The organism is Cupriavidus sp. FW216-B1 (assembly GCF_058789195.1).
In genome coordinates this window covers 23,157-48,799 of record NZ_JBYTEL010000030.1, presented here as the reverse complement: position 1 = coordinate 48,799, position 25,643 = coordinate 23,157, and the positions used below count along the sequence as shown (strand labels likewise).

At 67.7% G+C, this 25,643-nt stretch carries 26 protein-coding genes; 13 read left to right on the top strand and 13 right to left on the bottom strand.

What is annotated here, in order from left to right; all coding sequences use genetic code 11:
- Nucleotides 1-65: 65 nt before the first annotated feature.
- From AC3WXD_RS32650 to AC3WXD_RS32635, 4 genes are all read right to left on the bottom strand, one after another.
- Entirely contained in the window at nt 66-332 is a 267-nt protein-coding gene (locus AC3WXD_RS32650) for a hypothetical protein (protein ID WP_492325490.1), read from the bottom strand.
- Nucleotides 333-383: 51 nt separating this feature from the next.
- Nucleotides 384-644, bottom strand: coding sequence for a hypothetical protein (locus AC3WXD_RS32645; protein WP_059413392.1), 261 nt, complete (start codon nt 642-644; stop codon nt 384-386).
- 377 nt (nt 645-1,021) lie between these two features.
- On the bottom strand, nt 1,022-1,465 hold the full coding sequence (locus AC3WXD_RS32640) for a DUF4399 domain-containing protein (RefSeq protein WP_059413396.1): 444 nt from the start codon (nt 1,463-1,465) through the stop codon (nt 1,022-1,024).
- Between the two features lie 42 nt (nt 1,466-1,507).
- Entirely contained in the window at nt 1,508-1,933 is a 426-nt protein-coding gene (locus tag AC3WXD_RS32635; RefSeq protein ID WP_059413395.1) for a DUF4399 domain-containing protein, read from the bottom strand.
- Between the two features lie 391 nt (nt 1,934-2,324).
- Between AC3WXD_RS32635 and AC3WXD_RS32630 the strand changes: the two genes are divergently transcribed.
- Complete coding sequence (locus tag AC3WXD_RS32630) at nt 2,325-4,271, top strand: SUMF1/EgtB/PvdO family nonheme iron enzyme (RefSeq protein ID WP_492325489.1); 1,947 nt, start codon at nt 2,325-2,327, stop codon at nt 4,269-4,271.
- A gap of 13 nt (nt 4,272-4,284) precedes the next feature.
- Here the strand turns inward: AC3WXD_RS32630 and AC3WXD_RS32625 are convergent, their stop codons facing one another.
- Nucleotides 4,285-6,336, bottom strand: a complete 2,052-nt coding sequence (locus AC3WXD_RS32625) for a serine/threonine-protein kinase (RefSeq protein ID WP_492325488.1) — start codon at nt 6,334-6,336, stop codon at nt 4,285-4,287.
- Nucleotides 6,337-6,804: 468 nt separating this feature from the next.
- Between AC3WXD_RS32625 and AC3WXD_RS32620 the strand changes: the two genes are divergently transcribed.
- From AC3WXD_RS32620 to AC3WXD_RS32605, 4 genes are all read left to right on the top strand, one after another.
- Entirely contained in the window at nt 6,805-7,065 is a 261-nt protein-coding gene (locus tag AC3WXD_RS32620) for a hypothetical protein (protein ID WP_059413392.1), read from the top strand.
- 51 nt (nt 7,066-7,116) lie between these two features.
- On the top strand, nt 7,117-7,383 hold the full coding sequence (locus AC3WXD_RS32615) for a hypothetical protein (protein WP_454731732.1): 267 nt from the start codon (nt 7,117-7,119) through the stop codon (nt 7,381-7,383).
- A 77-nt stretch (nt 7,384-7,460) separates the two neighbouring features.
- Complete coding sequence (locus tag AC3WXD_RS32610) at nt 7,461-7,724, top strand: hypothetical protein (RefSeq protein ID WP_020205905.1); 264 nt, start codon at nt 7,461-7,463, stop codon at nt 7,722-7,724.
- A 101-nt stretch (nt 7,725-7,825) separates the two neighbouring features.
- Complete coding sequence (locus tag AC3WXD_RS32605) at nt 7,826-8,047, top strand: hypothetical protein (protein ID WP_029044223.1); 222 nt, start codon at nt 7,826-7,828, stop codon at nt 8,045-8,047.
- A gap of 94 nt (nt 8,048-8,141) precedes the next feature.
- Here AC3WXD_RS32605 and AC3WXD_RS32600 read toward each other — a convergent pair whose 3' ends face one another.
- Together AC3WXD_RS32600 and AC3WXD_RS32595 are read right to left on the bottom strand one after the other, a co-directional pair.
- The gene (locus AC3WXD_RS32600; protein ID WP_492325487.1) at nt 8,142-8,702 is read right to left on the bottom strand and encodes an NADPH-dependent FMN reductase; all 561 of its coding nucleotides are present in this window, start codon (nt 8,700-8,702) and stop codon (nt 8,142-8,144) included.
- A gap of 139 nt (nt 8,703-8,841) precedes the next feature.
- Nucleotides 8,842-9,921, bottom strand: coding sequence for an enoyl-CoA hydratase/isomerase family protein (locus AC3WXD_RS32595; RefSeq protein ID WP_059413390.1), 1,080 nt, complete (start codon nt 9,919-9,921; stop codon nt 8,842-8,844).
- Nucleotides 9,922-10,080: 159 nt separating this feature from the next.
- On the opposite strand from AC3WXD_RS32595, the gene AC3WXD_RS32590 reads away from it, so the two are divergent.
- Nucleotides 10,081-10,947 (top strand): sterol desaturase family protein, encoded by an 867-nt coding sequence (locus tag AC3WXD_RS32590; RefSeq protein WP_492325486.1) that lies wholly within the window; start codon nt 10,081-10,083, stop codon nt 10,945-10,947.
- Between the two features lie 81 nt (nt 10,948-11,028).
- Here the strand turns inward: AC3WXD_RS32590 and typA are convergent, their stop codons facing one another.
- Nucleotides 11,029-12,849, bottom strand: coding sequence for a translational GTPase TypA (gene typA / locus AC3WXD_RS32585; protein ID WP_020205910.1), 1,821 nt, complete (start codon nt 12,847-12,849; stop codon nt 11,029-11,031).
- Nucleotides 12,850-13,111: 262 nt separating this feature from the next.
- Between typA and AC3WXD_RS32580 the strand changes: the two genes are divergently transcribed.
- From AC3WXD_RS32580 to AC3WXD_RS32565, 4 genes are all read left to right on the top strand, one after another.
- Nucleotides 13,112-13,609 carry a MarR family winged helix-turn-helix transcriptional regulator gene (locus AC3WXD_RS32580; protein WP_020205911.1) on the top strand — a complete coding sequence of 166 codons (498 nt, stop codon included), beginning with the start codon at nt 13,112-13,114 and terminating at the stop codon, nt 13,607-13,609.
- 86 nt (nt 13,610-13,695) lie between these two features.
- Nucleotides 13,696-15,210: an AdeC/AdeK/OprM family multidrug efflux complex outer membrane factor gene (locus AC3WXD_RS32575; RefSeq protein WP_492325485.1), complete on the top strand. Its 1,515-nt coding sequence runs from the start codon at nt 13,696-13,698 to the stop codon at nt 15,208-15,210.
- Between the two features lie 74 nt (nt 15,211-15,284).
- A complete protein-coding gene (locus AC3WXD_RS32570) occupies nt 15,285-16,550 on the top strand; it encodes an HlyD family secretion protein (RefSeq protein WP_059413388.1) in 1,266 nt (421 codons plus the stop codon).
- A 2-nt stretch (nt 16,551-16,552) separates the two neighbouring features.
- Nucleotides 16,553-18,157 (top strand): DHA2 family efflux MFS transporter permease subunit, encoded by a 1,605-nt coding sequence (locus AC3WXD_RS32565; RefSeq protein WP_029044225.1) that lies wholly within the window; start codon nt 16,553-16,555, stop codon nt 18,155-18,157.
- Between the two features lie 215 nt (nt 18,158-18,372).
- Here the strand turns inward: AC3WXD_RS32565 and AC3WXD_RS32560 are convergent, their stop codons facing one another.
- Nucleotides 18,373-19,383 carry a zinc-dependent alcohol dehydrogenase family protein gene (locus AC3WXD_RS32560; protein WP_492325484.1) on the bottom strand — a complete coding sequence of 337 codons (1,011 nt, stop codon included), beginning with the start codon at nt 19,381-19,383 and terminating at the stop codon, nt 18,373-18,375.
- Nucleotides 19,384-19,468: 85 nt separating this feature from the next.
- Here AC3WXD_RS32560 and AC3WXD_RS32555 point away from each other — a divergent pair, with 85 nt between their 5' ends.
- Complete coding sequence (locus AC3WXD_RS32555) at nt 19,469-20,437, top strand: LysR family transcriptional regulator (RefSeq protein ID WP_492325483.1); 969 nt, start codon at nt 19,469-19,471, stop codon at nt 20,435-20,437.
- A gap of 224 nt (nt 20,438-20,661) precedes the next feature.
- Here AC3WXD_RS32555 and AC3WXD_RS32550 read toward each other — a convergent pair whose 3' ends face one another.
- Nucleotides 20,662-21,528 carry a LysR family transcriptional regulator gene (locus AC3WXD_RS32550; protein WP_082079710.1) on the bottom strand — a complete coding sequence of 289 codons (867 nt, stop codon included), beginning with the start codon at nt 21,526-21,528 and terminating at the stop codon, nt 20,662-20,664.
- A gap of 65 nt (nt 21,529-21,593) precedes the next feature.
- Between AC3WXD_RS32550 and AC3WXD_RS32545 the strand changes: the two genes are divergently transcribed.
- On the top strand, nt 21,594-22,445 hold the full coding sequence (locus tag AC3WXD_RS32545; RefSeq protein WP_492325482.1) for a ketopantoate reductase family protein: 852 nt from the start codon (nt 21,594-21,596) through the stop codon (nt 22,443-22,445).
- A 186-nt stretch (nt 22,446-22,631) separates the two neighbouring features.
- On the opposite strand, the gene AC3WXD_RS32540 is transcribed toward AC3WXD_RS32545, so the two are convergent.
- Nucleotides 22,632-23,201, bottom strand: coding sequence for a TetR/AcrR family transcriptional regulator (locus AC3WXD_RS32540; RefSeq protein WP_020205920.1), 570 nt, complete (start codon nt 23,199-23,201; stop codon nt 22,632-22,634).
- Nucleotides 23,202-23,278: 77 nt separating this feature from the next.
- On the opposite strand from AC3WXD_RS32540, the gene AC3WXD_RS32535 reads away from it, so the two are divergent.
- Complete coding sequence (locus tag AC3WXD_RS32535) at nt 23,279-24,028, top strand: SDR family NAD(P)-dependent oxidoreductase (protein WP_492325481.1); 750 nt, start codon at nt 23,279-23,281, stop codon at nt 24,026-24,028.
- Nucleotides 24,029-24,219: 191 nt separating this feature from the next.
- Here AC3WXD_RS32535 and truB read toward each other — a convergent pair whose 3' ends face one another.
- On the bottom strand, nt 24,220-25,167 hold the full coding sequence (truB, locus tag AC3WXD_RS32530) for a tRNA pseudouridine(55) synthase TruB (RefSeq protein ID WP_020205922.1): 948 nt from the start codon (nt 25,165-25,167) through the stop codon (nt 24,220-24,222).
- 89 nt (nt 25,168-25,256) lie between these two features.
- The gene (rbfA, locus tag AC3WXD_RS32525; RefSeq protein WP_020205923.1) at nt 25,257-25,625 is read right to left on the bottom strand and encodes a 30S ribosome-binding factor RbfA; all 369 of its coding nucleotides are present in this window, start codon (nt 25,623-25,625) and stop codon (nt 25,257-25,259) included.
- Between the last annotated feature and the right edge of the window lie 18 nt (nt 25,626-25,643).

Genomic DNA, 25,643 nt, shown 5'->3' with positions numbered 1-25,643 from the left:
CCCGGCGGCGGCGCGAAACGCCTTGCGCGCGTCCCGCCCGGCATGGCGGGCGGGACGCGGCGGCATCAGCAATAGATGTTGTTGGCGGCGTTCTGGGTGCTGTCGACGTGCGAGCGGATGCCGTCGGCGAAGGCGGTGTTGTTGCCGTTCATGTTGACCACGTTCTGGGTCTGGCCGATCAGCTGCGAGGCGTTGAAGGTGGAGTCGATCTTGACCGCGCTGAACACGGGCAGGACGGGCAGGAAGACCGTGCCGCCGCGCACTGCGCGCATGGCGCGGGCATCGAGTTGTTCGGTGACGGACAGGTCCTTGATGGCGAGGGTGGTAGTCATGGCAGTGCTCCTGGGTTCGGTGAGGGTGTGGTTACCTGGGCCGGGACTGGCTTAGCGGTAGATGTTGTTGGTGGCGTTCTGCGTGCTGTCGACATGCGAGCGGATGCCGTCGACGAAAGCCGCGTTGTTGCCGTTCATGTTGACCACGTTCTGGGTCTGGCCGATCAGCTGCGAGGCGTTGAAGGTGGAGTCGACCTTGACCGCGCTGAACACGGGCAGGAAGGGGACGAAGCCGCCGCGCACGGCGCGCATGGCGCGGGCGTCGAGTTGTTCGGTGACGGACAGGTCCTTGATGACGAGAGTGGTTTGCATGGTGGTTCTCCTGAGAGCGGTTGGCTGGTTGGGCCGTTGGTGATTGGGACTTCGGTTCGTTTGGTGTTGAGCATCGTTGCTGCGCTCGGGAGGTACAAACGCATGGAGTGTGCCAAGGCGGGCCGGGCCGACGCGGATTGCCCGCAAAGCCAGGCGGCATGCGGGTTTGCGGTTTGGCGCCGCACATCGCGGGGGCTGGCACGCACTGCCGCGCTGACGGGTGCGGACCAACACCATCGCGCCACGGTGTCTGCCGCCGGCAGACAAGTGCGCGCGGCGCGCGCTTGCGCAAGAAGACAGGGGAAAAAGCGCGGGAGGAAAATGACGCCGCCGGACGCGGCGGTCCGGTCATGGCGCGCGCGGCGCGGGCCGCGCGCTCACTTCACGTAGATCGTGATCTTCCGGGAATAGATCGGCGGGTTGTGCGGGATGTGCTTGTCGTCGGCCATCAGCAACTGCAGCGTGTGCTTGCCCGGCGGCAGCTCGATCGTGGTCTCGGTCTCGCCCGCGCCGAAGTGCAGGTGGTTGCGGTCGTTGGGGATTTCCTTGTCCATCGGCGGCAGGTCGGTGTCGATCAGCAGGTGGTGATGGCCGCTGTTGGGAAACGTCACGCCGCGCGGCGCCACGCCCATGCCGCGCAGGCCGAACCACACCTTGATCGGCTTGCCGGCCGGCAGCACCTGGTTGTTGTTGGGGAAGCCGATGTACAGGTAGGCATTGGGCGGCGCCGGCGTGGGGCCCGCCGCCACCGCATGGCCCGGCATGCCGCCGTTCAGAAGCAGGCTGGCTGCGAGCGCCGCGCCCAGGATGAGCTTACGCATGGACTTTCTCCCGACTTTCTTCCGCCGCGTTCCGCCAGCGGCCTATCGGACGGTGATGGTGATCTTCTTCGAATACACCGGCGGATCGTGCGGCTTGTGGTTGGCATCGCCAAGCAGCAGTTGCAGCGTGTGCTTGCCCGGCGGCAGCTCGATGCGCGCCTCGGTCTCGCCCGCGCCGAAGTGCAGGTGGTTGCGGTCGTTGGGGATTTCCTTGTCCATCGGCGGCAGGTCGGTATCGATCAGCAGGTGATGATGGCCGACGTTCGGCATGTCCACGCCCTTGGGCGCGACGCCCATGTTGCGCAGCCCCATGCGCACCCAGAACTTGCCGCCGTCGATCACGGCGCCGTCGGGCGGCCAGATGATGTAGACCTCGGCATTGGGCGGGGCGGGCGTGGAGAAGGAGATCGAGGGCAGCGGAGCCAGCAGCGCTGCTGCCACGGTGCCGAGCACGGTTCGCCTGTGCATCTGAAAGCCCTCCCCTACGACGATCCGTGCCGCGTGTGCGGTGTGGATTTTTTCTTGCTCCTGACCGGCGCCCGAGCATTTTCGTCCTCCAGCTTAGAACGGAAAAACGCAAAAAGATACTCGGCGCACCCTGCCGCGCGGCGCGCGCGGCAGGCGGTGGGCTCGCGGCGCCACCCGGCGCTGCAAAGCACCTCCGGATTCACAATCGCTGTGCTATGGTGGATTGAGCCGGCCGGTGCCGCCCGCGCTGCATGCTGCCGTAGCACCCGCAGCGCGGCCCCGCCGTACCGGCCGGGCATCATCGCGTTTCGCGCGGCACGGCCGGTACAACTGGCACAGCCGGCGCGCGGCGCGGCGATGACCTTCCGCGCGGTACGAACAAGGCCTGCATATGTGGCGAACCCTCCTTGTCGTGTGCCTGGTCGGCCTGGCCGCGGTCGTGCGCGCCGAAGCCGCGACCACGCAGATTCCTGGCGAGCCGGCGCGCGTGGCGCTGGTGATCGGCAACGCCGCCTATGCCGGCGCCCCGCTGCCGAACGCGCGCGGCGACGCGCGCGCGATGCGCGACACGCTGGCCGCGCTCGGCTTCGACGTCATGCTGCGCGAGGACCTCGACCACGCGGGCATGGCGCGCGCGCTGGCCGAGTTCCGCGGGCGGCTCGCGGGCGGCGGCGTGGGCCTGTTCTATTTCGCCGGGCACGGCCTCGCGGCCGGTGCCACGCCGGTGCTGCTGCCGGTCGATGCCGACGGTCGCGCGCCGCACCGCCTGCTGACGGCGGGCACGGCGCTGGACGCGGTGCTGGCCAGCATGCCGGCGGCGCGGCCCGGCGCGCGCAATGTGCTGATCCTCGACACCTGCCTGGACGATCCCTATCGTGGCGCCGCCGTCACGCCGCCCGCCGCGCCCGCGGGCACCGTGATCGCCTATGCCGCCGCGCCGGGCGCCACCGCCAGCGACGGCGCGCGGCATGGCGTCTTCACCGCGGCGCTGCTGCGCACGCTGGCCGCGCCCGGCGCCGACGCCGAGTCCGCGCTGCGCGAGGCCGGCCGCATCGTCGGCGCGCGGACCGCACACGCCCAGCAGCCGTGGGTATCGTCGGCGCTGGCGGCGCCGTTGCCGCTCGGCGCGGCAACGCACGCAACTACCGGCGCGGCAGCCGGCCTTGCCGCGGCCGGCGCCGCCGAGCCGGCACGGATCTCGCCGGCGCTGTACGCGCAGCGCGGCATCCTGCCCAAGGACAGCGACGAGCAATACGAGCTGACCTTCTGGGAATCGATCAAGAACAGCAATTTCGCCAGCGACTACGAGGCCTACCTGAAGGCCTATCCCAACGGCCGCTTCGCGCCGCTGGCGCGCGCGCGCATCGAGCGCCTGCGCGCCAGCGCGCCGAAGACCGATGCGGGGACTGCCGCCGAGCGGCCGCGCGCCGCGCCGGCGCCGTCCACCGCGCAGGGTACCGTCGCGCCGCCGCCGGCACGCGCGCAGAGCGGCAAGGTGCAGCCCGCGCCCGCCGCCGGCACATCCGCATCCGCATCCGCGCCCTCGTCCGCGTCCTCTGCGTCGTCCGCGTCAATCAGGCAGCGCGAAGTGGCCAGCGGCGCCGTCACGGTCGACGTCAAGCCCGGCGAGCTCAAGGACTGCCCGGCCTGCCCGGTGCTGCACAGCGTGCCGGCGGGCGCCTTCACGATGGGCAGCAGCGGCGGCGACCCGACCGAGAAGCCGCCCCATCACGTGGCCATCGGCCAGCCGTTCGCGATCGGCAAGTACGAGGTCACGGTCGAGCAATGGAATGCCTGCGCCGACGGCGGCGGCTGCCCGCGCATCGCCACCGTGGCCGGCGCGGCGCGCAACGCGCCCATGCGCGACGTCAGCTGGGACGATGCCCAGCAGTACGCGGCGTGGCTGAGCAAGGCCAGCGGCAAGCGCTACCGCCTGCCCACCGAGGCCGAATGGGAATACGCGGCGCGCGGCGGCACCGCCACGCTCTACTGGTGGGGCGACCAGATGCGCAAGGGCACCGCCAACTGCAAGGACTGCGGCGAGCCCTGGAGCGCCGACGCGCCGGCCAACGCCGGCTCCTTCGCCGCCAACGGCTTCGGCCTGCACGACGTGAACGGCAGCGTGTGGGAATGGGTGGCCGACTGCTGGCACGTCTCCTACAAGGGCGCGCCGGCCGACGGGCGCGCCTGGGACGAGCCGGGCTGCAGCGTGCGCGTGATCCGCGGCGGCTCGTGGCAGGAGGGCGCCAGCTACATGCTGTCCTCCACCCGCTTCAAGTACAGCGCCAGCGTGCGCCAGTCGCAGAACGGCTTCCGCGTCGCGCGCGACCTGAAGTAGCCGCCGCGCGCGCTCAGCGCGCGTGCGTGGAGATCTGGGCCATGTCGGCGCCGATATGGTCCTCGCCGTACTTCGCGGCCATCGGCCCGAGCTGGCGGTCGAGCGCGCGCAGGTAGTCCTGCCGCGGCTCCGCCTCGGGCCGCAGCGCGTCGAACAGCGGCGCCGGCGTAGCGAGCAGCACGATCAGCTCCGTGCCGAACGGCCTGCCCACCACCCAGTCGCCCATGCTGCCCACGCTCGCGCTGTAGCCGGCCGGCGCCTGGTTGGCGCGCGAGCGGCTGCTCGGCACCATGTGCACGACGCGGCCGTCGGCCATGTAATAGTCCACGTAGACGTAGGTGTCGAACGGCGGCGTGGTGATGTCCACCACCAGCGGCGTGCCTTCGCCGAGCTGCCCGTTGCGCGCGCGCGTGCGGATGGTGGCGAGCGCGTCGCCGGTGCGGCGCCCGGACCAGTACGGCGACACCAGCCGCGCCACGTCGCATTTGTCGTCGCCGAGCGGCTGCACGTCGAGGTTCACCGCCTGCACGCCGGGCACCGCGCCGAGGTCTTCCTGCAGCCGCCTGGTGCCGACGCGCTCGGCCACGAAACCGCGCACCTGCAGCGCGTACTCGCCGCGCGCCGAGGCGGCCAGCAGCGAGCACGGCTGGCGCGCCAGCACCGCCGCCACCGCCTGCATCGACATGGCCCGCGGCGCCGGGGCCTGCGCTGGCGCCGCGGGCGCGCCGGCGGCGGCCTGCTCAGGCGGCGGCCGGGTGTCGGCGCCGCGCATGCGCCACGCGAAGTAGCCGAGGCCGCCGGCCACCAGCACGCCGGCGAGCGCCGCCGCGCCGACGCGCGCCAGCGGCGGCATGCCGCCGCGCGCGGCGCCGAGGTCCGCCAGGAAGCGCGCCACGGTGGGCGTGCGCGTGGCGCGGTCGAACGACAGCGCGGCGCGCAGCGCGCGCCACTGGCCGCGCGCGAGCAGCTTCGGCCGCTGCAGTTTGAGGCCGCCGCTGCGCGCCTGGTTGGCCGAGAGCCGCTCGTAGGGATGGCGCCCGGTGAGCAGTTCGTAGGTCACGCAGGCCAGCGCGTAGATGTCGTCGCGCGGGTCCGGCTCGCGGTGCTCGAACATCTCGGGGCTGGCATAGGCCGGCGTCATGCCGCCGAGCGTGCCGGGGTCGAACACGGTGGGATCGGCGTCGTCGGCCGGCTGCTGGAACACGCGCGCGATGCCGAAATCGATCACCTTCACTTCGCCGGCATCGGTGATGAAGACGTTGGCGGGCTTGAAGTCGCAGTGGACAAAACCGCGCTCGTGCGCGTAGGACAGCGCGCGCGCCATGCCGGTGATGATGGGCAGCGCCTTGGCGTAGGGCATGCCGGTGAAGTCCGGCGCGCGCAGGATGCGGTTCAGCGACTTGCCCTGCAGGTACTCCATCGTCAGGTAGACCACCGAGCCGTCGCGGTCGAAGTCGTAGACGGTGACGATGTTCCGGTGCGCCAGCGTCTGCGCCTTGCGCGCCTCGCGCTGCAGCGCGATCAGCGATTTGGGGTGGCCGCGGAACTGTACGTTGAGGACCTTGATGGCGATGTAGGGCCGGCGGTCGGAGGCTTCCAGCTTGCGCAGGTCGAGCGCCTTGTAGACCGTGCCCATGCCACCCACGCCGAGGCATTCCTCCAGCACGAAGCGACCGTTGAGCGTATCGCCCACGCCCTTGGCCGGCTCGCCCGCTGGCAGCGCCTGGCCCGCGCCCTCGGCGGACGCCGGGGACGATGAAGGAGACGAAGGAGACGACGCGGGCGAGGACGACATGAAAGGCGCGCCCGCCGGCCCGGTCTCCATGCGGGTTTCTTCGCCGCCTTCCTCGAACTGCGTGGCGCCGCGGCGCTCGATGCGGCGCAGCACTTCCTCGTAGAAGCCGGGCGGCAGCGGCACGCGCGTGTTTTCCTCGCTGAGCATGTCCGCCAACTGCCGCGCGCTGGCGTGGTCCGCGGCCAGGGTGCGGTCGATGCGGGCAAACAGCTCTTCGTGCGAAAGACCACCGCTCTGGAAGGTTCGTATCAGATCCGGAATGCTAGCCATCGGTGCAGCCGCGACGTGGTAGCGCGAAGTCGCGCATTGAGCGCCTACCCGCCGTCCGCCGGCGAGTACCTGCCCACGATGGATACTAGTGCGCACTCATGCCAATCGCAAACCTCGCGTGCATCGCCTGGGCGACGCACGGGCGATGCAGAGGCGGCACAAGCGCCGCGCGGCGCGCGCGGGCGTGGCGAGGTGTCGCGCGCCAACGAACACATGGCGGCGCGGTGTTGGCCGCGGCCCGCCAGCCGCCGGGGCCATCGCATCGCGCGGCCCCGCGCCGGATGTGCGGTGCCAACCCGCAAACCCGCATGCCGCCTGGCTTTGCGGGCAATCCGCGTCGGCCCGGCTCGCCTTGGCACACTCCATGCGTTTGTACCTCCCGAGCGCAGCAACGATGCTCAACACCAAACGAAACGAAGTCCCAATCACCAACGGCCCAACCAGCCAACCGCTCTCAGGAGAACCACCATGCAAACCACCCTCGTCATCAAGGACCTGTCCGTCACCGAACAACTCGACGCCCGCGCCATGCGCGCCGTGCGCGGCGGCTTCGTCCCCTTCCTGCCCGTGTTCAGCGCGGTCAAGGTCGACTCCACCTTCAACGCCTCGCAGCTGATCGGCCAGACCCAGAACGTGGTCAACATGAACGGCAACAACGCGGCTTTCGTCGACGGCATCCGCTCGCATGTCGACAGCACGCAGAACGCCACCAACAACATCTACCGCTAAGCCAGTCCCGGCCCACGCGCACACACTCTCACCGAACCCAGGAGCACCGCCATGACTACCACCCTCGCCATCAAGGACCTGTCCGTCACCGAACAACTCGATGCCCGCGCCATGCGCGCGGTGCGCGGCGGCACGGTCTTCCTGCCCGTCCTGCCCGTGTTCAGCGCGGTCAAGATCGACTCGACCTTCAACGCCTCGCAGCTGATCGGCCAGACCCAGAACGTGGTCAACATGAACGGCAACAACACCGCCTTCGCCGACGGCATCCGCTCGCACGTCGACAGCACCCAGAACGCCACCAACAACATCTATCGCTGAACGGCGCCGCGCGGCGGGCCGGGGACACGCCCCGCCGCCGCGCCACCGGACACCACCACCATCAAGGAGCAAACATCATGTCATCCATCATCGTGCGCGACCTCGCGCTGACCCAGGATCTCGACGGCAAGTCCCTGGCCAGGGTGCGCGGCGGCGCCAACAACTGGCTGCAAGGACTGGGCCCGGTGGCCAACGTCAATGTCAACGTCAGCCAGAACATCGCCCAGCTGCAGAGCATCAACGTCAACACGCTCAACAACGTCGGCGTGATCGGCTCCGGCCTCGGACTGGCGATCAACGTCAATCCGGCGCAATGGGCGGCCACGCACGCCGCGGTCTGAGCGGTACACCAGCGGTCCCGGAGCATAGGCCCGTGACCTATACTGACCAGGGCGGCGCCGCGGCCACGCGGCCGCCCGTCAGGCGCATGCAGGAGGAAGTCATGGCCGTTATCGTCATCAAGGATTTGCCGGACAGCGTGGATCTCGACAGGGAAGCCATGACGGCGATCACCGGCGGCGCGAGGACCGGCGCCCGCCATGCATGGCCGTTGCGCAGGGCCGTCGCGGGCCTGCGCATCATCAGCTATCCGGAGGGCTTTCCAGGCCAGCCGCCGGCAGGCACGCGCGAGCGGCCGGCCGGGGACCTCAAGCGCGGGAAGTAGAACCACAAGCACCACGACACGCGCGCGGCAGCGATAACCTGCCCTCCCGCCCGCTGCCCTTGCGACAGCGGGCGTCAACGTTTGCGCGCGATGCTCAGCGCGGCGCGTTGCGCTCGATCCAGCCGGCGAAGGTGTTCAGGTACTTGTCGAGAAAACCGCGCGTGGACTCGCTGGCGATGCCGCCGTGCTCGTCGAACAGCTTGTCGACGCCGCTGAGATAGGCCTCGGGCTGCTGCAGCACCGGGATGTTGAGGAACACCAGCGACTGGCGCAGGTGGTGGTTGGCGCCGAAGCCGCCGATCGCGCCCGGCGATGCGCTGATGACGCCACCCGGCTTGCCGTCCCACGCGCTCTGCCCGTAGGGGCGCGAGCCCACGTCGATGGCGTTCTTGAGCGCGGCCGGCACCGAGCGGTTGTATTCGGGCGTCACGAACAGCACCGCGTCGGCGCGGCGGATGCGGTCGCGGAACGCGACCCACGGCGCGGGCGGGCTGCCGTCTTCGTCCTGGTTGTACAGCGGCAGCTGGCCGATCTCCACGATCTCCAGCTTGAGGCCGGCGGGAGCCCGCGCGGCCAGCGCGAGCGCGAGCTTGCGGTTGAAGGATTCCTTGCGCAGGCTGCCTACCAGTACGGCTACGTCACGGGGATGGCTCATCGCGATTCCTTTCACGTTCACTGCAGGATGGATGTCGGAGTGATGCGGACCGGCCGCGGCCGGTCCAGCCGTCACTTTAATCCAATTGCGTGAAAGAAAACCGCGGGCACCGGGCGGGAACAGGCCCGCCCCATCCGGCCTACAGCGCCGCGAGCGGATGCTCGCCGTGCGCCCACGGGCTGTCGAAGAAGGCGCGCACGCGCTCGCGCGACACCTCGTCCAGGCGCGGCGGCTGCCACTTCGGCGCGTGGTCCTTGTCGACCGCCAGCGCGCGGATGCCTTCCACGCCGTCGCCGTGGCGGAACACGTAATACATCATGTCGAGCTCCATGCGCAGCTCGTCCTCGAGCGTCATGGTGCGTGCGCGGCGGATCTGCTCGAGCGTGACGTTGAGCATCAGCGGCGAGCGCCCGCGCAGCATGGCGGCGGTCTGCGCGGCCCAGTCGGTGCCGGCGTCGCTGACCGCGGCCACGATGTCGGTCACGGTGGCGCCGGCGAACAGACGGTCGATGTCGTCCCGCAGCGCGGCCAGCTGGCTTTGCGCGGGCACGCAGGCGCCGCGGTGCGCGGCGGTGGCGGCGTCGATGCAGGCCAGCACCGCGTCGCCGTCGGCGAACGCGCGCGAGCGCAGCGTGTCGACCAGTTCGGCCATCGCGTTGCCGGGCAGGTAGGCGTCGGCCAGGCCGGCGTGCAGCGCGTCGGCGGCATGGATCACGGCGCCGGTCAGGCCCAGGTACTCGCCGAGGCGGCCCGGCGTGCGCGACAGGAACCAGCCGCCGCCCACGTCGGGGAACAGGCCGATATTGGTTTCCGGCATGGCCATCCTGGTGCGGTCCGTCACCAGGCGGCGGCGCGCGCCCTGCGAGATGCCCATGCCGCCGCCCATCACCACGCCGTCCATCAGCGCGATGTAGGGCTTGGCGTAGCGGTGGATCAGGTGGTTGAGCGCGTATTCCTCGACGAAGAACTGGTCGAGCGTGGCGAGGTCGCCGGCCAGCGCGGCCTGGTGGAAGAAGCGGATGTCGCCGCCCGCGCAGAAGGCCTTGCCGCCGGCGCCGGCGACCACCACGGCCGCGACTTCGGGCGCCGCGGCCCAGTCGTTGAGCGTCTCGGTGATGGCGCGAATCATCTCGAGCGAGAGCGCGTTGAGCGCCTGCGGGCGGTTCAGCGTGAGGTAGCCGATACCGCCGTGGATCTCGCTGGTGACCAGGTCTGTCATTGTCTCTTTCTCCTCGGAAGCAGCCCTCGACTTTACACCAGCGGGACCGCGCGGCGGGCGGCGCGGCGGCATGGCGCGCAAGGCGCCCGGCGCGGGCCGGCACGCGTCTAGAGGGCGGCCTCCAGGCATGAACGCCGGAAACCGGCAACACTTGGCGCCATGACACAGTCGACCCTCGATCCCGGCCTGATCCTGCTGGCGTTCGCGCCGGTGTTCCTGCTCACCATCGGCGCGGAGGCATGGTACTGGGCGCGCCGCGACCCGGGCGTGTACAGCCTGCGCGATTCGGCCTCGAACGCCGCGCTGGCGCTGATGCACCAGGCCTCGGACGCCTTCTTCCTGTGGCTGATGGTGCGCACCGTCTACGACTGGAGCTACCGGCACGGCTGGCAGGCGGTGCCGCAGGCGTGGTGGTCGTTCCTGCTCCTGCTGCTGTTGCAGGACTTCCTCTATTACTGGTTCCACCGCGCCAGCCACCGCGTGCGCTGGCTGTGGGCCTCGCACGTCACGCACCATTCGTCGGAGGGCATGAATTTCTCGACGGCGTTCCGCCAGAGCCTGACCTATCCGCTCTCGGGCATGTGGCTGTTCTGGATCCCGCTGGCGCTGGCCGGCTTCACGCCGGACTGGGTGATCCTCGCGGTCGGCCTGAACCTGGCGTTCCAGTTCTTCGTGCATACGCGCCTGGGCAGGCGCTGGCGCCGCGTGGAATGGCTGTTCAACACGCCGTCGGTCCACCGCGTGCACCACGCCCGCAACCCGCGCTACATCGACCGCAACTACGCCGGCGTGCTGACCGTGTGGGACCGCCTGTTCGGCTCGTTCGTGCCGGAGCGGGAGGCGCCCGAGTACGGCATCACGCGCCGCATCGACAGCCACAACCCGCTCACCCTCACCTTCCACGAATGGCGCGACATGTTCGCCGACGCGTGGCGCCACCGCGACCCGCGCCACCTGTGGATGCCGCCGGAATGGCGCAGCCCGCGCGCGGCGGCGCCGGCGGCGGAGCGGATGCCGGACGCCTGACGGCGCCGCCGTGGCCCGGACGACAAAAAACCGCGCACGGGGCGCGGTTTTTCGTTGCTGCCGGACTGCGGCGAAAGGCGCTTACGCGTTTTCGCGCGAAGCGCGCTTGCGCTCGTGTTCCTTCAGGTGGCGCTTGCGCAGGCGGATGCTCTTCGGCGTGATTTCCACCAGTTCGTCGTCGGCGATGAATTCCACCGCGTATTCGAGCGACATCTGGATCGGCGGCACCAGGCGCACGGCTTCGTCGGTGCCCGAGGCGCGCACGTTGGTGAGCTGCTTGCCCTTGATCGGGTTGACCACGAGATCGTTGTCGCGACTGTGGATGCCGATGATCATGCCTTCGTACAGCGCATCGCCCGGCTTGACGAACATGCGGCCGCGGTCCTGCAGCTTCCACAGCGCGTAGGCCACGGCGTCGCCGTCGTCCTGCGAGATCAGCACGCCGTTGTGGCGCTCGCCCAGGCCGCCTTCGCGCAGCGGCGCGTAGTCGTCGAAGATGTGGCTGATCAGGCCGGTGCCGCGCGTCATGGTCAGGAACTCGCCCTGGAAGCCAATCAGGCCACGCGCCGGGACGCGGTATTCCAGGCGGGTGCGGCCTTTGCCGTCGGACGCCATGTCGAGCAGTTCGCCCTTGCGGCGGCCCAGCTCTTCCATCACGCCGCCCTGGTGGCCGTCTTCGACGTCCACGGTCAGCAGCTCGAACGGCTCGTGCTTGACGCCGTCGATTTCCTTGAACACCACGCGCGGGCGCGACACGGCCAGCTCGTAGCCTTCGCGGCGCATGTTTTCCAGCAGGATGGTCAGGTGCAGCTCGCCGCGGCCCGACACTTCGAAGATGGTGTCGTCGCCGGTCTCGGCCACGCGCAGCGCCACGTTCGACTTCAGTTCGCGGTCCAGGCGCTCGCGCAGCTGGCGGCTGGTCACGAACTTGCCTTCGCGGCCGGCCAGCGGCGAGGTGTTGACGCAGAAGTTCATCGTCAGCGTGGGCTCGTCCACCTTGAGCATCGGCAGCGCGTCCTGGGCGTCCGGCGCGCACACGGTGCAGCCGATGCCCAGTTCCTCGATGCCGTTGATCAGCACGATGTCGCCGGCTTCGGCTTCGGGCACGATCTCGCGCTCGAGGCCCTGGAACTTCAGCACCTGGTTGATGCGGCCCTTGATCGGGTTGCCTTCGGGGCCGAACTTGACCACCACGTCCTGCAGCGGGCGCGCGCGGCCGCGCGAAATGCGGCCGACGCCGATCTTGCCGACGTAGCTGGAGTAGTCCAGCGAGATGATCTGCAGTTGCAGCGGGCCGTCGGGGTTGTCGTCGCGCACCGGCACCTTGGCCAGCACGGTCTCGAACAGCGGCTTCATGTCGCCTTCGCGCACGTCGTCGGTCAGGCCGGCGTAGCCGTTCAGGCCGGAGGCGTAGATCACCGGGAAGTCGAGCTGCTCGTCGGTGGCGCCGAGCTTGTCGAACAGGTCGAAGGTCTGGTTGATCACCCATTCCGGACGCGCGCCGGGGCGGTCCACCTTGTTGATCACCACGATCGGCTTCAGGCCCAGCGCCAGCGCCTTGCGCGTGACGAAGCGGGTCTGCGGCATCGGGCCTTCGACGGCGTCGACCAGCAGCAGCACGCCGTCGACCATCGACAGCACGCGCTCCACTTCACCGCCGAAGTCGGCGTGGCCCGGGGTATCGACGATGTTGATGTGGGTACCGTTGTATTCGACAGCGCAATTCTTCGCCAGGATGGTGATCCCGCGTTCCTTTTCGATGTCGTTCGAATCCATCACGCGCTCTACCACTTGCTGGTTGTCGCGGAAGGTCCCTGCCTGGCGCAGGAGTTGGTCGACCAGAGTGGTCTTGCCATGATCGACGTGGGCGATGATGGCGATATTGCGGATGGCGCGGGTCATTGCAGCGTCTCGCTTGTGGGGCTGAGCATCAAAAGATAACCCGACATTATAGCATGTTGCGGCGCAAAACCCGAAGCGCGACCGGAAGCGTGGCGACGGGCCGGGAACGGGTGGCCGGCGCGATCGCCTTGTCGATCACAATGATTCAATTATTGCGTATATCGCAATAGCAAGTTGCCGTCCTTGCGGATCTTCATTCGTGAACATATAGTTGCCACGGCAAACATTGCAGCGACAAGCACCTGACAAGCACCTGACAGACATGCCCGAGCAGCCCTCGCCCCAGCCGCACGACCCGTCCGCCTTCGACGACACCCATCCTTTCGACCCGGCCCAGTACCGCATGGGCGAAAGCGTGGGCTACCTGATGGCGCGCGCCAAGAACCTGCTGTCGCACGAGGTGGAGCTGGAGGTCAACGACCTGGACATCACCCATGCCCAGGCCACCTGCCTGATGATGCTGGCCGCGGGGCGCGGCAACACCGTGACCGACCTGGGCCGCGAGCTCAATACCGACATGGGCTCGGTCACGCGCCTGCTCGGCCGCATGGAAAAGCGCGGCCTGATCGAGCGCCAGCGCAGCGACGCGGACCGCCGCGTGGTGGACGTGTCGATCACCGCCGCCGGCCGCACGCTGCTCGAGGCGCTGCCGCGCATCTACTGCCGCGTGCTGAACCGGCATTTCCGCGGCTTCTCCGAGGCCGAGCTGCAGACGTTCCGCTCGATGCTGCACCGGATCATCGGCAACAACAGCGGATAGGCGCGACACCGGCCGGCAAGCCGGATCGATTGACGTTCTTCACCGATGACAAAAGCAACATTGACGCTCTCGCGCAGGGCACCGAGATGAACCAAGCTCCCAATTCCCAATCCGCATTGTCGCCGCGCGCCGGCGCGGCCGGCCGCCGTGCCGCCACGCTGGCGCTGAGCGCGCTGGCGGCCGCGGTGCTGGCCGGCTGCGCCGCCTTCGGCAACTCGCACAGCACGCAGACGGTGACCGACCCGGCCTCCCTGGCCAGCGCCAGGACCCTGCCCGGCGAGCATGGCCAGTGGCCCTCGCTCGACTGGGTCGACCAGTTCAACGACCCGCAGCTGCGCAGCCTCGTCGACGAGGCGGTCAAGGACAGCCCCGACCTGCAGGCCGCGTTCGCGCGCGTGGAGGCCTCGCGCGCGATGGCCGACATCACGCGCAGCGCGCTCTACCCGAGCGTGGACTTCGAGGGCAGCCTGGTACGCCAGCGCTTTTCCTCGACCGACCTGTTCGCGGGCACGCCGCTGGCCGGCTCCTGGCAGAACCAGTCGCGCCTGCAGGCCGGCCTGTCGTACGACTTCGACTTCTGGGGCAAGAACCGCGCCGCGCTCGAGGCCGCGCTGTCCGACGACCGCGCGATGGAGGCCGAGAGCCAGGCCTCGCGCCTGATCCTGACCACCGCCGTGGCGCGCACCTACGCCCGCCTGGCCGCGCTGTACGCGCAGCGCGACGTGGCCGAGCGCGCCATCGCCCAGCGCCGCGACCTGACCCAGCTGTCCAGCGACCGCCTGCGCGCGGGGCTCGACACGCAGGTGGAAACCACCCAGGCGCGCGGCACCGTGGCTTCGGCGCAGACCGACCTGCTGCGCGTGGACGAGGACATCCTGCTGGCGCGCAACCAGATCGCCGCGCTGCTGGGCAAGGGGCCGGACCGCGGCCAGGAAATCCAGCGCCCGACCGTGCTCGCGCACGACACGCCGCAGTTGCCCGACAACCTCACCATCGAGCTGCTCGGCCGCCGCCCCGACCTGGTGGCGGCGCGCTGGCGCGTGGAGGCTTCCGGCAAGGACATCGCGGTGGCCAAGGCCGAGTTCCTGCCCGCGATCAGCCTGACGGCCTTCGCCGGCGTGGCCTCGCTGGACACCTCCAACCTGCTGATGGGCATCAGCCGCACGTTCGGCGTCGGCCCGGCCGTGACCCTGCCGATCTTCGAGGGCGGCAAGCTGCGCGCCAACCTGCGCGGCAAGTACGCACAGTACGACCTCGCCGTGGCCAACTACAACCAGGCGCTGGTCGACGCCTTGCGCGAGACCGCCGACACCGTGACCAGCATCCGCAGCGTGGACACGCAGATCACCGCGCAGCGCGAGGCGCTGGCGCTGGCCGAGCGCGCCTACTCGCTCGCCACCATCCGCTACAAGGCCGGCCTCGGCACGCAGCTCACGGTGCTCAATGCCGAGAGCAACGTGCTGCAGCAGCGCCGCCTCGCCACCGACCTGCAGGCCCGCCGGCTGGACCTGCAGATGGGCCTGATGAAGGCGCTCGGCGGCGGCTACCAGGAACCGGCCGGCGGCGTGGCGGGGGAAAAGCCCGGCGGCGCGCAGGGCTGAGAGCGCCACGCACCAACGAGGCGGACGGCCGCGGCCGCCGCACAGCACCGAGACAGCATTCTTAAGACACCATCATGAGCGACAACAAGCAAGCGTCCCAGACCGCCGCCGCGCCCGCGCCCGCGGCCTCCGCCAACAACAACGGCAAGCGCAAGCGCCTGCTGCTTTCCCTGACCGCCGCGGTGGTGGTGGCGGGCGTGGCCTACGGCATCTACTGGGGCCTGTACGCGCGCCACTTCGAGAACACCGACGACGCCTACGTCGCCGGCAACGTGGTGCAGGTCACGCCGCTGGTCAGCGGCACCGTGATCTCGATCGCGGCCGACGACACCCAGCTGGTCACGGCCGGCCAGCCGCTGATCCAGCTCGACCGCGCCGACTCGCAGGTCAACCTGGAACAGGCCGAGGCGCAGCTCGCGCAGGCCGTGCGCGAAGTGCGCACGCTCTACGTCAACAACGGCTCGCTGGCCGCCAACGTGGCGATGCGCGAGGCCGACGTGGCCCGGGCGCGCGAAGACCTCCGGCGCCGCCAGGCCATCGCCGGCTCCGGCGCGGTCTCGGGCGAGGAAATCTCGCACGCGCAGACCGCGCTGCAGGCGGCGCTGTCAGCGCTCTCCTCCACGCGCGAGCAGCTCGCCTCCAACAAGGTGCTGACCGACCAGACCACGGTGGAGAAGCATCCCAACGTGCAGCGCGCCGCCGCCAACCTGCGCTCGGCCTATCTCGCCTTCGCGCGCTCCACGCTGCCGGCGCCGGTGACCGGCTACGTGGCCAAGCGCTCGGTGCAGGTCGGCCAGCGCGTGGCGCCGGGCACGCCGCTGATGGCGGTGGTGCCGCTGGAGCAGGTGTGGGTCGACGCCAACTTCAAGGAAGTGCAGATCACGCATATGCGCGTGGGCCAGCCGGTCCGGCTCGAAGCCGACGTGTACGGCTCCAAGGTGGCCTACGACGGCAAGGTGGAAGGGTTCTCGGCCGGCACCGGCTCGGCCTTCTCGCTGCTGCCGGCGCAGAACGCCACCGGCAACTGGATCAAGGTGGTGCAGCGCCTGCCGGTGCGCATCGCGCTGGACCCGCGGCAGCTCAAGGACCATCCGCTGCGCGTGGGGCTGTCGATGAACGTGACGGTCGACGTGCGCAAGGAGGAAGGCGCCTCGATGACCCAGACCACGGCGTCGCGCCCGATGCAGACCGACGTCTATGACAAGGTCGCGCAGGACGCCGACGCGCTGATCGCCCGCATCATCTCGCTGAACAACGGCGGGCGCCAGGCTGCCGAGCCGATGGCGGCTCCGATGGCGGCGCCGGTCGCGGCACCGGCGGCGAAGCCGGCCAACACCTGAACATGGCGACCTCCCTTCCCGCGCGCGACGGCGCCGCGCCCGCCCCGCGCGCGCCGGCACCCCGCTCCGCCCTGCCGGTGCCGCTGAGCGGCGGCAAGCTGGTGGTCGGCACCATCGCGCTGTCGCTGGCCACGTTCATGAACGTGCTGGACTCGTCCATCGCCAACGTGTCGATCCCGGCCATCTCGGGCGACCTGGGCGTGGCGCCCAACCAGGGCACCTGGGTGATCACCTCGTTCGCGGTGGCCAACGCCATCTCGGTGCCGCTCACCGGCTGGATGACCACACGCTTCGGCGCGGTGCGGCTGTTCGTCACCTCGATCCTGCTGTTCGTGCTGTCGTCGTGGCTGTGCGGCGTGGCGCCCAACCTGGAGGTACTGCTGGCCGCGCGCGTGCTGCAGGGCGCGGTGGCCGGGCCGATGATCCCGCTGTCGCAGGCGCTGCTGCTGTCGAGCTACCCGCCGCAGAAAAGCACGATGGCGCTGGCGCTGTGGGGCATGACCACGCTGGTGGCGCCCATCATGGGCCCGCTGCTGGGCGGCTGGATCTCGGACAACATGACGTGGCCGTGGATCTTCTACATCAACATCCCGGTCGGGCTCGGCGCGGCCTATGCCACCTGGGCGATCTACCGCGAGCGCGAGACGCCCACCCGGATCCTGCCGATCGACCGCATCGGGCTGGCGCTGCTGGTGATCTGGGTCGGCTCGATGCAGCTGATGCTCGACAAGGGCAAGGAGCTGGACTGGTTCCACTCCACCGCGATCGTGGTGCTGGCCGTGGTGGCGGTGGTCGGGTTCCTGTTCTTCGTGGTGTGGGAGAACTACGAAAAGCACCCCGTGGTGGACATCCACCTGTTCAGGGGGCGCAACTTCAGCGCCGGCGTGGTGGCCATCTCGGTGGCCTACGGGCTCTTCTTCGGCAACCTGGTGATCCTGCCGCTGTGGCTGCAGACCATCGTCGGCTACACCGCGACCGACGCCGGCATCGTGATGGCGCCGGTGGGCATCTTCGCCATCCTGCTGTCGCCGCTGATCGGCAAGAACCTGCCGCGGATGGACGCGCGCTGGGTCGCCACGCTGGCCTTCGTCACCTTCGGCGTGGTCAGCCTGATGCGCTCGGGCTTCACGCTGCAGGTGGACAGCCGCACGCTGATGATCCCCACGCTGATCCAGGGCGCGGCGATGGCGATGTTCTTCATCCCGCTGACCTCGATCATCCTGTCGGGCCAGCCGCCGGAGAAGATGCCGTCGGCCTCGGGCGTGTCGAACTTCGTGCGGATCACCTTCGGCGCGATCGGCGCCTCGATCTCGACCACCGTGTGGGACAACCGCTCGGCGCTGCATCACGCGCAGCTGGTGGAGCAGGTCAACCCGTTCAACCCGGTCTATGTCGACCAGATCAACCACCTGATGCAGATGGGCATGACGCGCGCGCAGGCCGACGGCTTCATCGAGCGCGGCATCTCGCAGCAGGCGGCCATGCTCGGCGCCAACGACATCTTCTGGATCTCGGGGGTGCTGTTCTTCGTGCTGATCGTCTTCGTCTGGCTGACCAAGCCGAAGAAAGGCGGCGACATGGATGCGTCGGCGGCCGGGGCGCATTAGCGTCGTTCCAAGAAGATCCTGGCGCCGTTGCGCGGCACGGCAAATACTAGCCATCCTCTTACTCCTTATCTAAAATGTCTCCGCGGCGCCGATTGCGCGCTGCGGAGTATTCATTGGGGTCAAGGCAGCAGTTATATCTAGCTATGGAATCAGGATTTCCATCTCGGCGCGCCGAATGCCGAGGCAACTTCTTAGCAACGGTCTGAGTCCAGAACTCACCAGTCGAAGCTGATCGCAATTTTTCCGAAGTGGCCGCCTTGCGCCATTAGCTCGTAAGCCTTCGTCAAGTCATCAAGGCCGAAAGTGCGGTCGATGACCGGCTCGATGCGATGCGCGGCCATCGCCGCTACCGCTCCCGCCAGGTCCGCCACCGAGCCGCCGTTGCTGCCTTGTACGCGCACCTCCCTGAAGATGACCGACAGCAGATCCAGCGGCGTGGCACCGCCGCCGAGGAAACCGATGGCGGCCACGGTGCCGCCGTGCCGTGCAGCGGCCACGGAGCGGTTGAAGCCTTCGCCGCCGACCGGGTCGATGACCAGATCGGCACCGACGCCACCCGTGCGTTCCAGAACGGAAGCATCCCAGTTGGCATCCTGGCGATAGTTGATGACCTCATCGGCACCCAAGGCACGAGCGCGGGCCAGCTTCTCGTCGGACGAGGAGGTGATGATGACTCGCGCCCCGCGTGCCTTGGCCAGTTGCAGCGCAAAGATCGACACCCCGCCCGTGCCCAGCAGCGCGACGGTGGATGCCGGGCCGATCTGCGCCGATTCCAGCGCACGCCATGCCGTCATCGCCGCGATGGGGAGCGTGCCTGCGGCTTCCCAGCTCAAATAGTCCGGCAGCTTGACGACGCCGGCCGCATCGAGTTCGGCGATTTCGACCAGCGAGCCGGGCAGCGTCGCACCACGCATCGGATTGGCCAGTTCCGCGCTAGGCCGGCCAGCAATCCAGTGCGCCTTGACGTGGATGGCGACGCGATCGCCAACGGCAACTTGCCAGACATCTTCACCGACAGCGATGACCTCCCCCGCACCGTCGGACAGGGGAATGTTGGGATACAAGGCGCCGGGGTAATGGCCGGAAGCCACGGCGAGATCGGCGAAGTTGACGCTGCCAGCCTTCATGCGAACAAGGATGCGTCCCTTGCCAGGTTGAGTGGGTTCGGGCAGCTCTACCCGCCGGAATGCATCGAACGAAGGTGCGGTGATTTGAATGGATTGCACGAGTCTTTCTCCTAAAGGTACGTCACTTTAAATCGCGGCGTTTTTATGTAGTATACGGATACAACGCATTTCATACCTGCGAAAAATGCAGCAATCTCTATTCTCCGATCTGAACGAACTGACAGCTTTCGTAGCTCTGGCCGATACAGGATCGTTCGCTGCGGCTGGCAGGCAGCTCGGACGGGATCCCACTGCGGTTTCTCGCCGCTTGAGTGCGATGGAAGCGCGTCTGGGTGTCCGGCTGGCCGAACGAAGCACGCGCAAGGTGGCTCTCACCGAGGCCGGTCGAACCTATCTCGACCGGATTCGGCCATTGCTGCACGACCTGCAGGCGGCCGGACGCGAAGCAGTCGCGTTCGCTGATGGCGAGGCGCGCGGCCATCTGCGCATCACCTTGCCGGGCAACTTCGGTCGCATGTGGTTGACACCGCTGATCGTGGAGTTCCTGCGTAAGCATCCGCGCGTCACCATCGAGGCGGACACCAGCAATCGCTTCGTTGACCTGATCGGGGAACGCTTCGACCTCGCCATCCGCTTGGGTGAGCTTCCCGACTCGCGCTTGGTCGCCCGCAAGGTTGCAGAGCGTCGTCGGATGATCTGCGCATCCCCGGATTTCATCGCCCGGCATCCGGCTATTCAGACGCCGCAAGACCTAGCCAACTATCCATGCCTTTGTTTCACCGGCCGACACGATCCCTACCGATGGAATTTCACCAAGCCCAGCGGAGGGACACTCGGCGTCACCGTGTCCGGCCCCCTGGCGTCGGATGACGCCGAACTGTTGATCGAAGCAGCTGTCAGCGGGCTAGGTATCCTGTACACGTCGGACTGGTATGCCTGCCGCGATCTGGCCGCGGGCAAGCTGGTCGAAGTCCTTCCCGATTGGGCACTGCTCGATCGCGGCGCCGTCTATGTGGTCACACCGGCAGCGGCCGGCACTCCGTCCAAGACTCGCGCCTTTTCCAACTGGATCACCGAAAAGCTGGCGGCTCCCCCCTGGGTTGTGCAACGAACGGCCACTTCCACGCAGACAGTGAAGCAGGCTAGCCGTTAAGGCGCAACTCCACGCTGCCGTCCCATATCCCACGACACACCGCCGCCGCGCACTGTCCAGGCCAGCGCAGCGAGGCCGATGGCGGCAAAGCCCCCCAGCACGATGCGAGCGCGCACGCTTTCGCACAACCTGCCGCGGCAAACTGGGGCGTAGCGCCACAAGCCCCGCCCATTGCGGCGGGGTGCCATCAAGATCTTGCCCGCGCTAGCGGGCACTGATCCGAGTCAGCGATGCACACGCATGTATGCCTCGATTGATGCCACCGCAGCACGAACATGCGGTTGCTTTCGCAAATCGCGGTGATAAACGAGGTAGAAAGACTGGGACGGCCCATCCGTATCCGTTTCGACACGGATCAGGCCCGCGCTTCGTGGATCTCTTTCAAGGAATGCCGCAAGACCTACGCCGTAGCGAACGGCTTCTTCGATGGCATCCATTGAACTGGAGCGGAATGCAAATCGCGTCGCGCCCAGCGTCCGCATCCATTGCTCGTGCGGCAGCTCCTTCCATCGTTCATCAAGTCCGACGAATGAATGCGCCGCTGCCTCGCCCTTACTGAGCCGCCGCGTTGGAAGATGGCGTCGAACATAGTCCGCAGATGCGAACAGCGCGAACCGAAACGTCGCCAAGTGCTTTTCGACGAGCACATTGGAAGTGGAGCGCGCCAGACGAACGGCAATGTCCGCCTCACGCGCGGCCACATCCACCATCCGATTCTCTCCTACCAGCTCAAGATCAACGTCGGGGTACTCTTGGCAGAACGCGAGCAGCGATCGGGTCAGTGTTTGAGCCATTCCATCCGGCACACTGACCCGCAATGTCCCAGCAAGAACGGTTTGATCGCGGCGCAACGCATCCAGACCATGCTCAAGCCCTTCGGCTAGCTGCACCATGCGCAACGCCTCTGGTTTCAACTCAGTGCCCGACTGGCTGCGGTACACCAATTGCCGTCCTACGGCAGCCTCCAGGGCATCCAGACGCCGCGCGGTCGTGGAGGTTGAAAGGCCAAGTGCTTTGCCTGCACCCAGCAAGCTCCTGGCCCGATGCACAGCCAGAAGAATGCGCAGATCATCCCAAGAAAGTTTTTCCATATATGGGAACCAGATTACCGTAATTTTCCGTATCCGGGAATTTCCGTCGCGCCTAAACTGATTCCATGAAAATCATTCTGATTGGAACTGGTCGAATCGGCAGCGCCGTCGCCTTCTGTCTCGCCAAGGCTGGTCACGACATCACCGTCGTGGCACGCGGCGCACGCTTCGACACGTTGAGCCGCGAGGGAGCCATTATTACCGTTGACGGGCAACGCATGCCGGTCAAGGTAGTGCAGACGCTAGATCCAGCCGCCCCCTACGATCTGGCTATCGTCACTGTTCCCGAACACCAAGTCGCGCCCCTATTGCCAGCGTTGTCGGCAAGCAGCGCGAGCACCATCCTTCTAATGTTCAATACGTTTCAAGGAACCGAACCCTATCGAGCAGCCATAGGCATCGAACGCTTCGCATTCGGGTTCCCGAAAATATCGGCTTTTCTGGTGGACCAACGGCTGCGCTTTCGCGTGGATGGCCCCGGCATGGTGACAACGCTGACGAATCCGGCTCTCGCCACGTTGTTCAGGGAGGCGGGTATGCCAAGCGAAGTTGAAGACGATATGGATGCCTTCCTCCGAAGCCATGTCGCGTTCGTGGTGCCGTCATTCCTCGCCGCTCTGCTCACTTGGAAACGAGCTACTTCCCTCACATGGGCAGAGGCGAGACAGCTTGATGTTGCATGGGTGGAAGGGTTCGAACTGGTTCGAGGCCTGGGCCACGCACTGAAGCCTCGTCTGCTCGGGACGCTTGCAGGCCTGCCTTCGATCGTGCGTACGGGCCTGCTATGGATTCTGAGCCGTACGCGCCCCATCAAGGATCTCGGTGAGTTTGGCCCGACGGAAACGCGCGCGCTGATTGATGCGATGGCGGTAGCAGCCTCCGGAAATATCCCTCACTTATTGGCGCTTCGGCCTTAGCTTCCAAAGGGATATTTTTGGTTCGCAAAAAGTCTATTGCGCGCGCTGCCGCCGCCTAGTCAAAGGTGGCGACGGGGCGATTTTTGGGCATTGAAACCGGGCGCGGCAGACTTGCTGCGCCCGGTTTCATGTTTGCGTGGTGCGTTTGATAGCGAAATCCGCGATTGTCAGCTCAATGTTGTCAGCTCAATGCATCCCGATGCCGTCAAGGAACATATCCACCAAGTGCGCGACTCGCGCTTTCCCGGCACGGCCTTGCTCGACGGCAAGGGAGATCGCCGTGACCATGCACAAGAGATCGTCGAGGGAAACATCCTTGCGAACAACTCCCGCTTTCTGCGCACGCTGGAGCAGACGCAGTCCTTCTTCGCTCCCTGCGTGACAACCGGGAGTGCCACTCTGGAGTACCGCCCCCAGCGACGCCGCCAACCCGCGATAGTGGCTGGCGTGCATCACCAGTTCCCGGACGAAGGCGCGTATGGAGGCCTTCGGTTCGAGCGTGTCGTCCGCGGCCCGGCTCGCCGTAGCGAGCGACAGCAAGCGCTCATCGCTTAATGCAGCAAGCAGGGCCTCGCGCGTCGGAAAGCGGCGATAGAGCGTCCCGATGCCGACCTTGGCGCGCTTGGCGACATCGTCGAGCGAGGCATCGGCGCCACGTTCAAGAAACACCTCTTCCGCCGCTGCAAGGATGCGTTCCCTGTTGCGCGCAGCGTCGGCGCGCAGCGGCGCTTCGTCAGTTGCAGAATGCGCTTTCATCTTCGACCTCATTTACAAAGTGGATGATGCCTCCATATAATAAGTGGAGCAACACTCCACTTATAGATGAGGCACATATGAACAAGCGATTCGAGAACAAGATTGTGGCGATCACCGGCGGCAGCGAGGGCATCGGCCTGGCGACTGCCAAGCTCTTTGCGGCCGAAGGCGCGCAGGTCTACGTCACCGGACGCAGACAGGATCGACTCGACGAAGCCGTGCGGGAAATCGGCAATGGCGCTATTGGCGTGCAGGGAGACGCCGCGAACCTCGCGGATCTTGATCGACTCTATGAGCGCATCCAGCGCGAGCACGGCAAGCTGGATGTCGTTTTTGCCAACGCCGGCATCGCCGAGGGCGAGCCGCGACCGCTGGGCACGATCGCCGCAGAGGACTTCGACCGCCTCTTCGGCCTGAATGTGCGTGGCCTGCTTTTCACTGTGCAGAAGGCCTTGCCACTGCTGACTGCGGGCGGCGCAGTAATCCTCAACGGCTCGGTCGCCGGCAGCAAAGGCTTTCCCGACCAGTCGCTCTACAACGCGAGCAAGGCGGCGGTGCGTTCGTTCGCGCGAAGCTGGACGACCGACCTGAAGGAGCGTGGCATCCGCGTGAACGTGGTCTCGCCGGGCGGCACCGAAACACGCCTGATGCGCAGCTACCTCGACACGCGTCCGGGAGTCGAAGACATGCTGAAGCAGATCGTGCCGCTCGGCCGCCTGGGGCAACCGGACGAAGTCGCGCGCGCCGTGCTCTTCCTGGCATCCGGCGAGAGCAGCTACATCGCGGGCGTCGAACTCTTCGTGGACGGTGGCTCACTCGCTGTTTGAGCCTCGCTTCGCCCGAGATTTCCAGCAAGGAGCGCAACGCCACGACCACGGCAGCAGGCGATTCCGGCACGTGACCAGGCAGCGCAACTTGCGATGGAAGAACAGCAGATCGCCCACTTTGTGGGAGAGGAGAGCAAACCGTTGATGACGGAATGAACTTGGTCAGCCAGTTCCCCGCGTTGCGGACCGGCTCAAAGCCTGACCAGCCGCTCCGGCCGCAGCGCCCCTTCGCGCATGCGCGCCACGCCCAGCAGGCGTTGCGGCTCGCCGCCATAGACGCGCGCGAGTTCGCCCTCGGCCAGCGCGGTGCCCGCCGGCAGGTCGCGCTGCGCGATGCGCTGGCCCTGCAGGAAGCGGCCCGCCGCGGCTTCGTCCAGCGTCACCGGCGCGCAGCGCTGCAGCAGCGCGTCGACCGGCGCCAGCATCGCGGGGCGCGCGGCGTCGTCATGGGCGTCGATCTGTTCCAGCGTGACCGCGCCGTCCAGGCTCAGGTCGCCCACGGCCGTGCGGCGCAGGCCGGTGAGGTGCGCGCCGCAGCCCAGCGCTTCGCCGATGTCCTCGGCCAGCGTGCGGATATAGGTGCCCTTGCTGCAGGTCACGCGCATGGTGAAGGTGGGCGCCTGCGGCAGGCCGCAGTCGAGCAACGCGATCTCGTGGATGGTCACGCGACGCGCGGCGCGCTCCACGGTCTGGCCCGCGCGGGCGTATTCATAGAGCGGCTTGCCGTCCTTCTTGAGCGCCGAGTGCATCGGCGGCACCTGCTCGATCTCGCCGGTGAAGCGCGCGATGGCCGCGCGCAGCGCGTCGGCGTCGCACGTCACCGCGCGCTCGGCGATCACCTCGCCTTCGGCGTCGCCGGTGGCGGTGCGGATGCCCAGGCGCACCGCGGCCTCGTAGGTCTTGTCGGCTTCGAGCAGGTCCTGCGAGAACTTGGTGGCCTCGCCGAAGCACAGCGGCAGCAGGCCGGTGGCGAGCGGGTCGAGCGTGCCGGTGTGGCCGGCCTTGAGCGCGCGCAGCATGCGCTTGGCGCGCACCAGCGCGTCGTTGGACGACAGGCCGAGCGGCTTGTCGAGTAGCAGCACGCCGTGCACCTCGCGGCGCGGCTGCCGGGGCGGGCGGTTGGTTTTCGGATCGGTCATGACGGGAGAGCGGGCGGAACGAACGAAGCGGATGAAGCGGATGAAGCCGGCGCGGACGGAAAAACGGCCCGTTTCAACGGGCCGCCGGTTCAGTCTTCCTTCGCCCGCGTCGAATTGGCTTCGCTGATCAGCTTGGACATCTCGATGGCCTGCTCGACCGAGGTGTCGTGGTGGAAGTGCAGCGTCGGCACGGTGTGGATATGCAGCTGCTTGAACAGCAGCGAATGCAGGTAGCCAGCCTTCTCGTTGAGGATGCCTTCGGCCACCGCGGCATCGGCGCCCAGCACGGTGAAGTACACCTTGGCGTGCGCGTAGTCGGGCGTCATCGTGACCGACTGCAGCGTGACGAGCCCCAGGCGGGGATCGCGCAGCTCGCGCTGGATCATCGCGGCCAGGTCGCGCTGGATCTGGTCGGAAATCCGGAGATTGCGGGAGGAGATATTGCCTTTCTTGGCCATTCAATAGGGTCTTGTCGA

Bases quoted from the DNA above. Each gene is read 5' to 3' on its own strand.
- AC3WXD_RS32650 (WP_492325490.1), bottom strand. From the start codon at position 332: ATGACTACCACCCTCGCCATCAAGGACCTGTCCGTCACCGAACAACTC.
- AC3WXD_RS32645 (WP_059413392.1), bottom strand. From the start codon at position 644: ATGCAAACCACTCTCGTCATCAAGGACCTGTCCGTCACCGAACAACTC.
- AC3WXD_RS32640 (WP_059413396.1), bottom strand. From the start codon at position 1,465: ATGCGTAAGCTCATCCTGGGCGCGGCGCTCGCAGCCAGCCTGCTTCTG.
- AC3WXD_RS32635 (WP_059413395.1), bottom strand. From the start codon at position 1,933: ATGCACAGGCGAACCGTGCTCGGCACCGTGGCAGCAGCGCTGCTGGCT.
- AC3WXD_RS32630 (WP_492325489.1), top strand. From the start codon at position 2,325: ATGTGGCGAACCCTCCTTGTCGTGTGCCTGGTCGGCCTGGCCGCGGTC.
- AC3WXD_RS32625 (WP_492325488.1), bottom strand. From the start codon at position 6,336: ATGGCTAGCATTCCGGATCTGATACGAACCTTCCAGAGCGGTGGTCTT.
- AC3WXD_RS32620 (WP_059413392.1), top strand. From the start codon at position 6,805: ATGCAAACCACCCTCGTCATCAAGGACCTGTCCGTCACCGAACAACTC.
- AC3WXD_RS32615 (WP_454731732.1), top strand. From the start codon at position 7,117: ATGACTACCACCCTCGCCATCAAGGACCTGTCCGTCACCGAACAACTC.
- AC3WXD_RS32610 (WP_020205905.1), top strand. From the start codon at position 7,461: ATGTCATCCATCATCGTGCGCGACCTCGCGCTGACCCAGGATCTCGAC.
- AC3WXD_RS32605 (WP_029044223.1), top strand. From the start codon at position 7,826: ATGGCCGTTATCGTCATCAAGGATTTGCCGGACAGCGTGGATCTCGAC.
- AC3WXD_RS32600 (WP_492325487.1), bottom strand. From the start codon at position 8,702: ATGAGCCATCCCCGTGACGTAGCCGTACTGGTAGGCAGCCTGCGCAAG.
- AC3WXD_RS32595 (WP_059413390.1), bottom strand. From the start codon at position 9,921: ATGACAGACCTGGTCACCAGCGAGATCCACGGCGGTATCGGCTACCTC.
- AC3WXD_RS32590 (WP_492325486.1), top strand. From the start codon at position 10,081: ATGACACAGTCGACCCTCGATCCCGGCCTGATCCTGCTGGCGTTCGCG.
- typA (WP_020205910.1), bottom strand. From the start codon at position 12,849: ATGACCCGCGCCATCCGCAATATCGCCATCATCGCCCACGTCGATCAT.
- AC3WXD_RS32580 (WP_020205911.1), top strand. From the start codon at position 13,112: ATGCCCGAGCAGCCCTCGCCCCAGCCGCACGACCCGTCCGCCTTCGAC.
- AC3WXD_RS32575 (WP_492325485.1), top strand. From the start codon at position 13,696: ATGAACCAAGCTCCCAATTCCCAATCCGCATTGTCGCCGCGCGCCGGC.
- AC3WXD_RS32570 (WP_059413388.1), top strand. From the start codon at position 15,285: ATGAGCGACAACAAGCAAGCGTCCCAGACCGCCGCCGCGCCCGCGCCC.
- AC3WXD_RS32565 (WP_029044225.1), top strand. From the start codon at position 16,553: ATGGCGACCTCCCTTCCCGCGCGCGACGGCGCCGCGCCCGCCCCGCGC.
- AC3WXD_RS32555 (WP_492325483.1), top strand. From the start codon at position 19,469: ATGCAGCAATCTCTATTCTCCGATCTGAACGAACTGACAGCTTTCGTA.
- AC3WXD_RS32550 (WP_082079710.1), bottom strand. From the start codon at position 21,528: ATGGAAAAACTTTCTTGGGATGATCTGCGCATTCTTCTGGCTGTGCAT.
- AC3WXD_RS32545 (WP_492325482.1), top strand. From the start codon at position 21,594: ATGAAAATCATTCTGATTGGAACTGGTCGAATCGGCAGCGCCGTCGCC.
- AC3WXD_RS32540 (WP_020205920.1), bottom strand. From the start codon at position 23,201: ATGAAAGCGCATTCTGCAACTGACGAAGCGCCGCTGCGCGCCGACGCT.
- AC3WXD_RS32535 (WP_492325481.1), top strand. From the start codon at position 23,279: ATGAACAAGCGATTCGAGAACAAGATTGTGGCGATCACCGGCGGCAGC.
- truB (WP_020205922.1), bottom strand. From the start codon at position 25,167: ATGACCGATCCGAAAACCAACCGCCCGCCCCGGCAGCCGCGCCGCGAG.
- rbfA (WP_020205923.1), bottom strand. From the start codon at position 25,625: ATGGCCAAGAAAGGCAATATCTCCTCCCGCAATCTCCGGATTTCCGAC.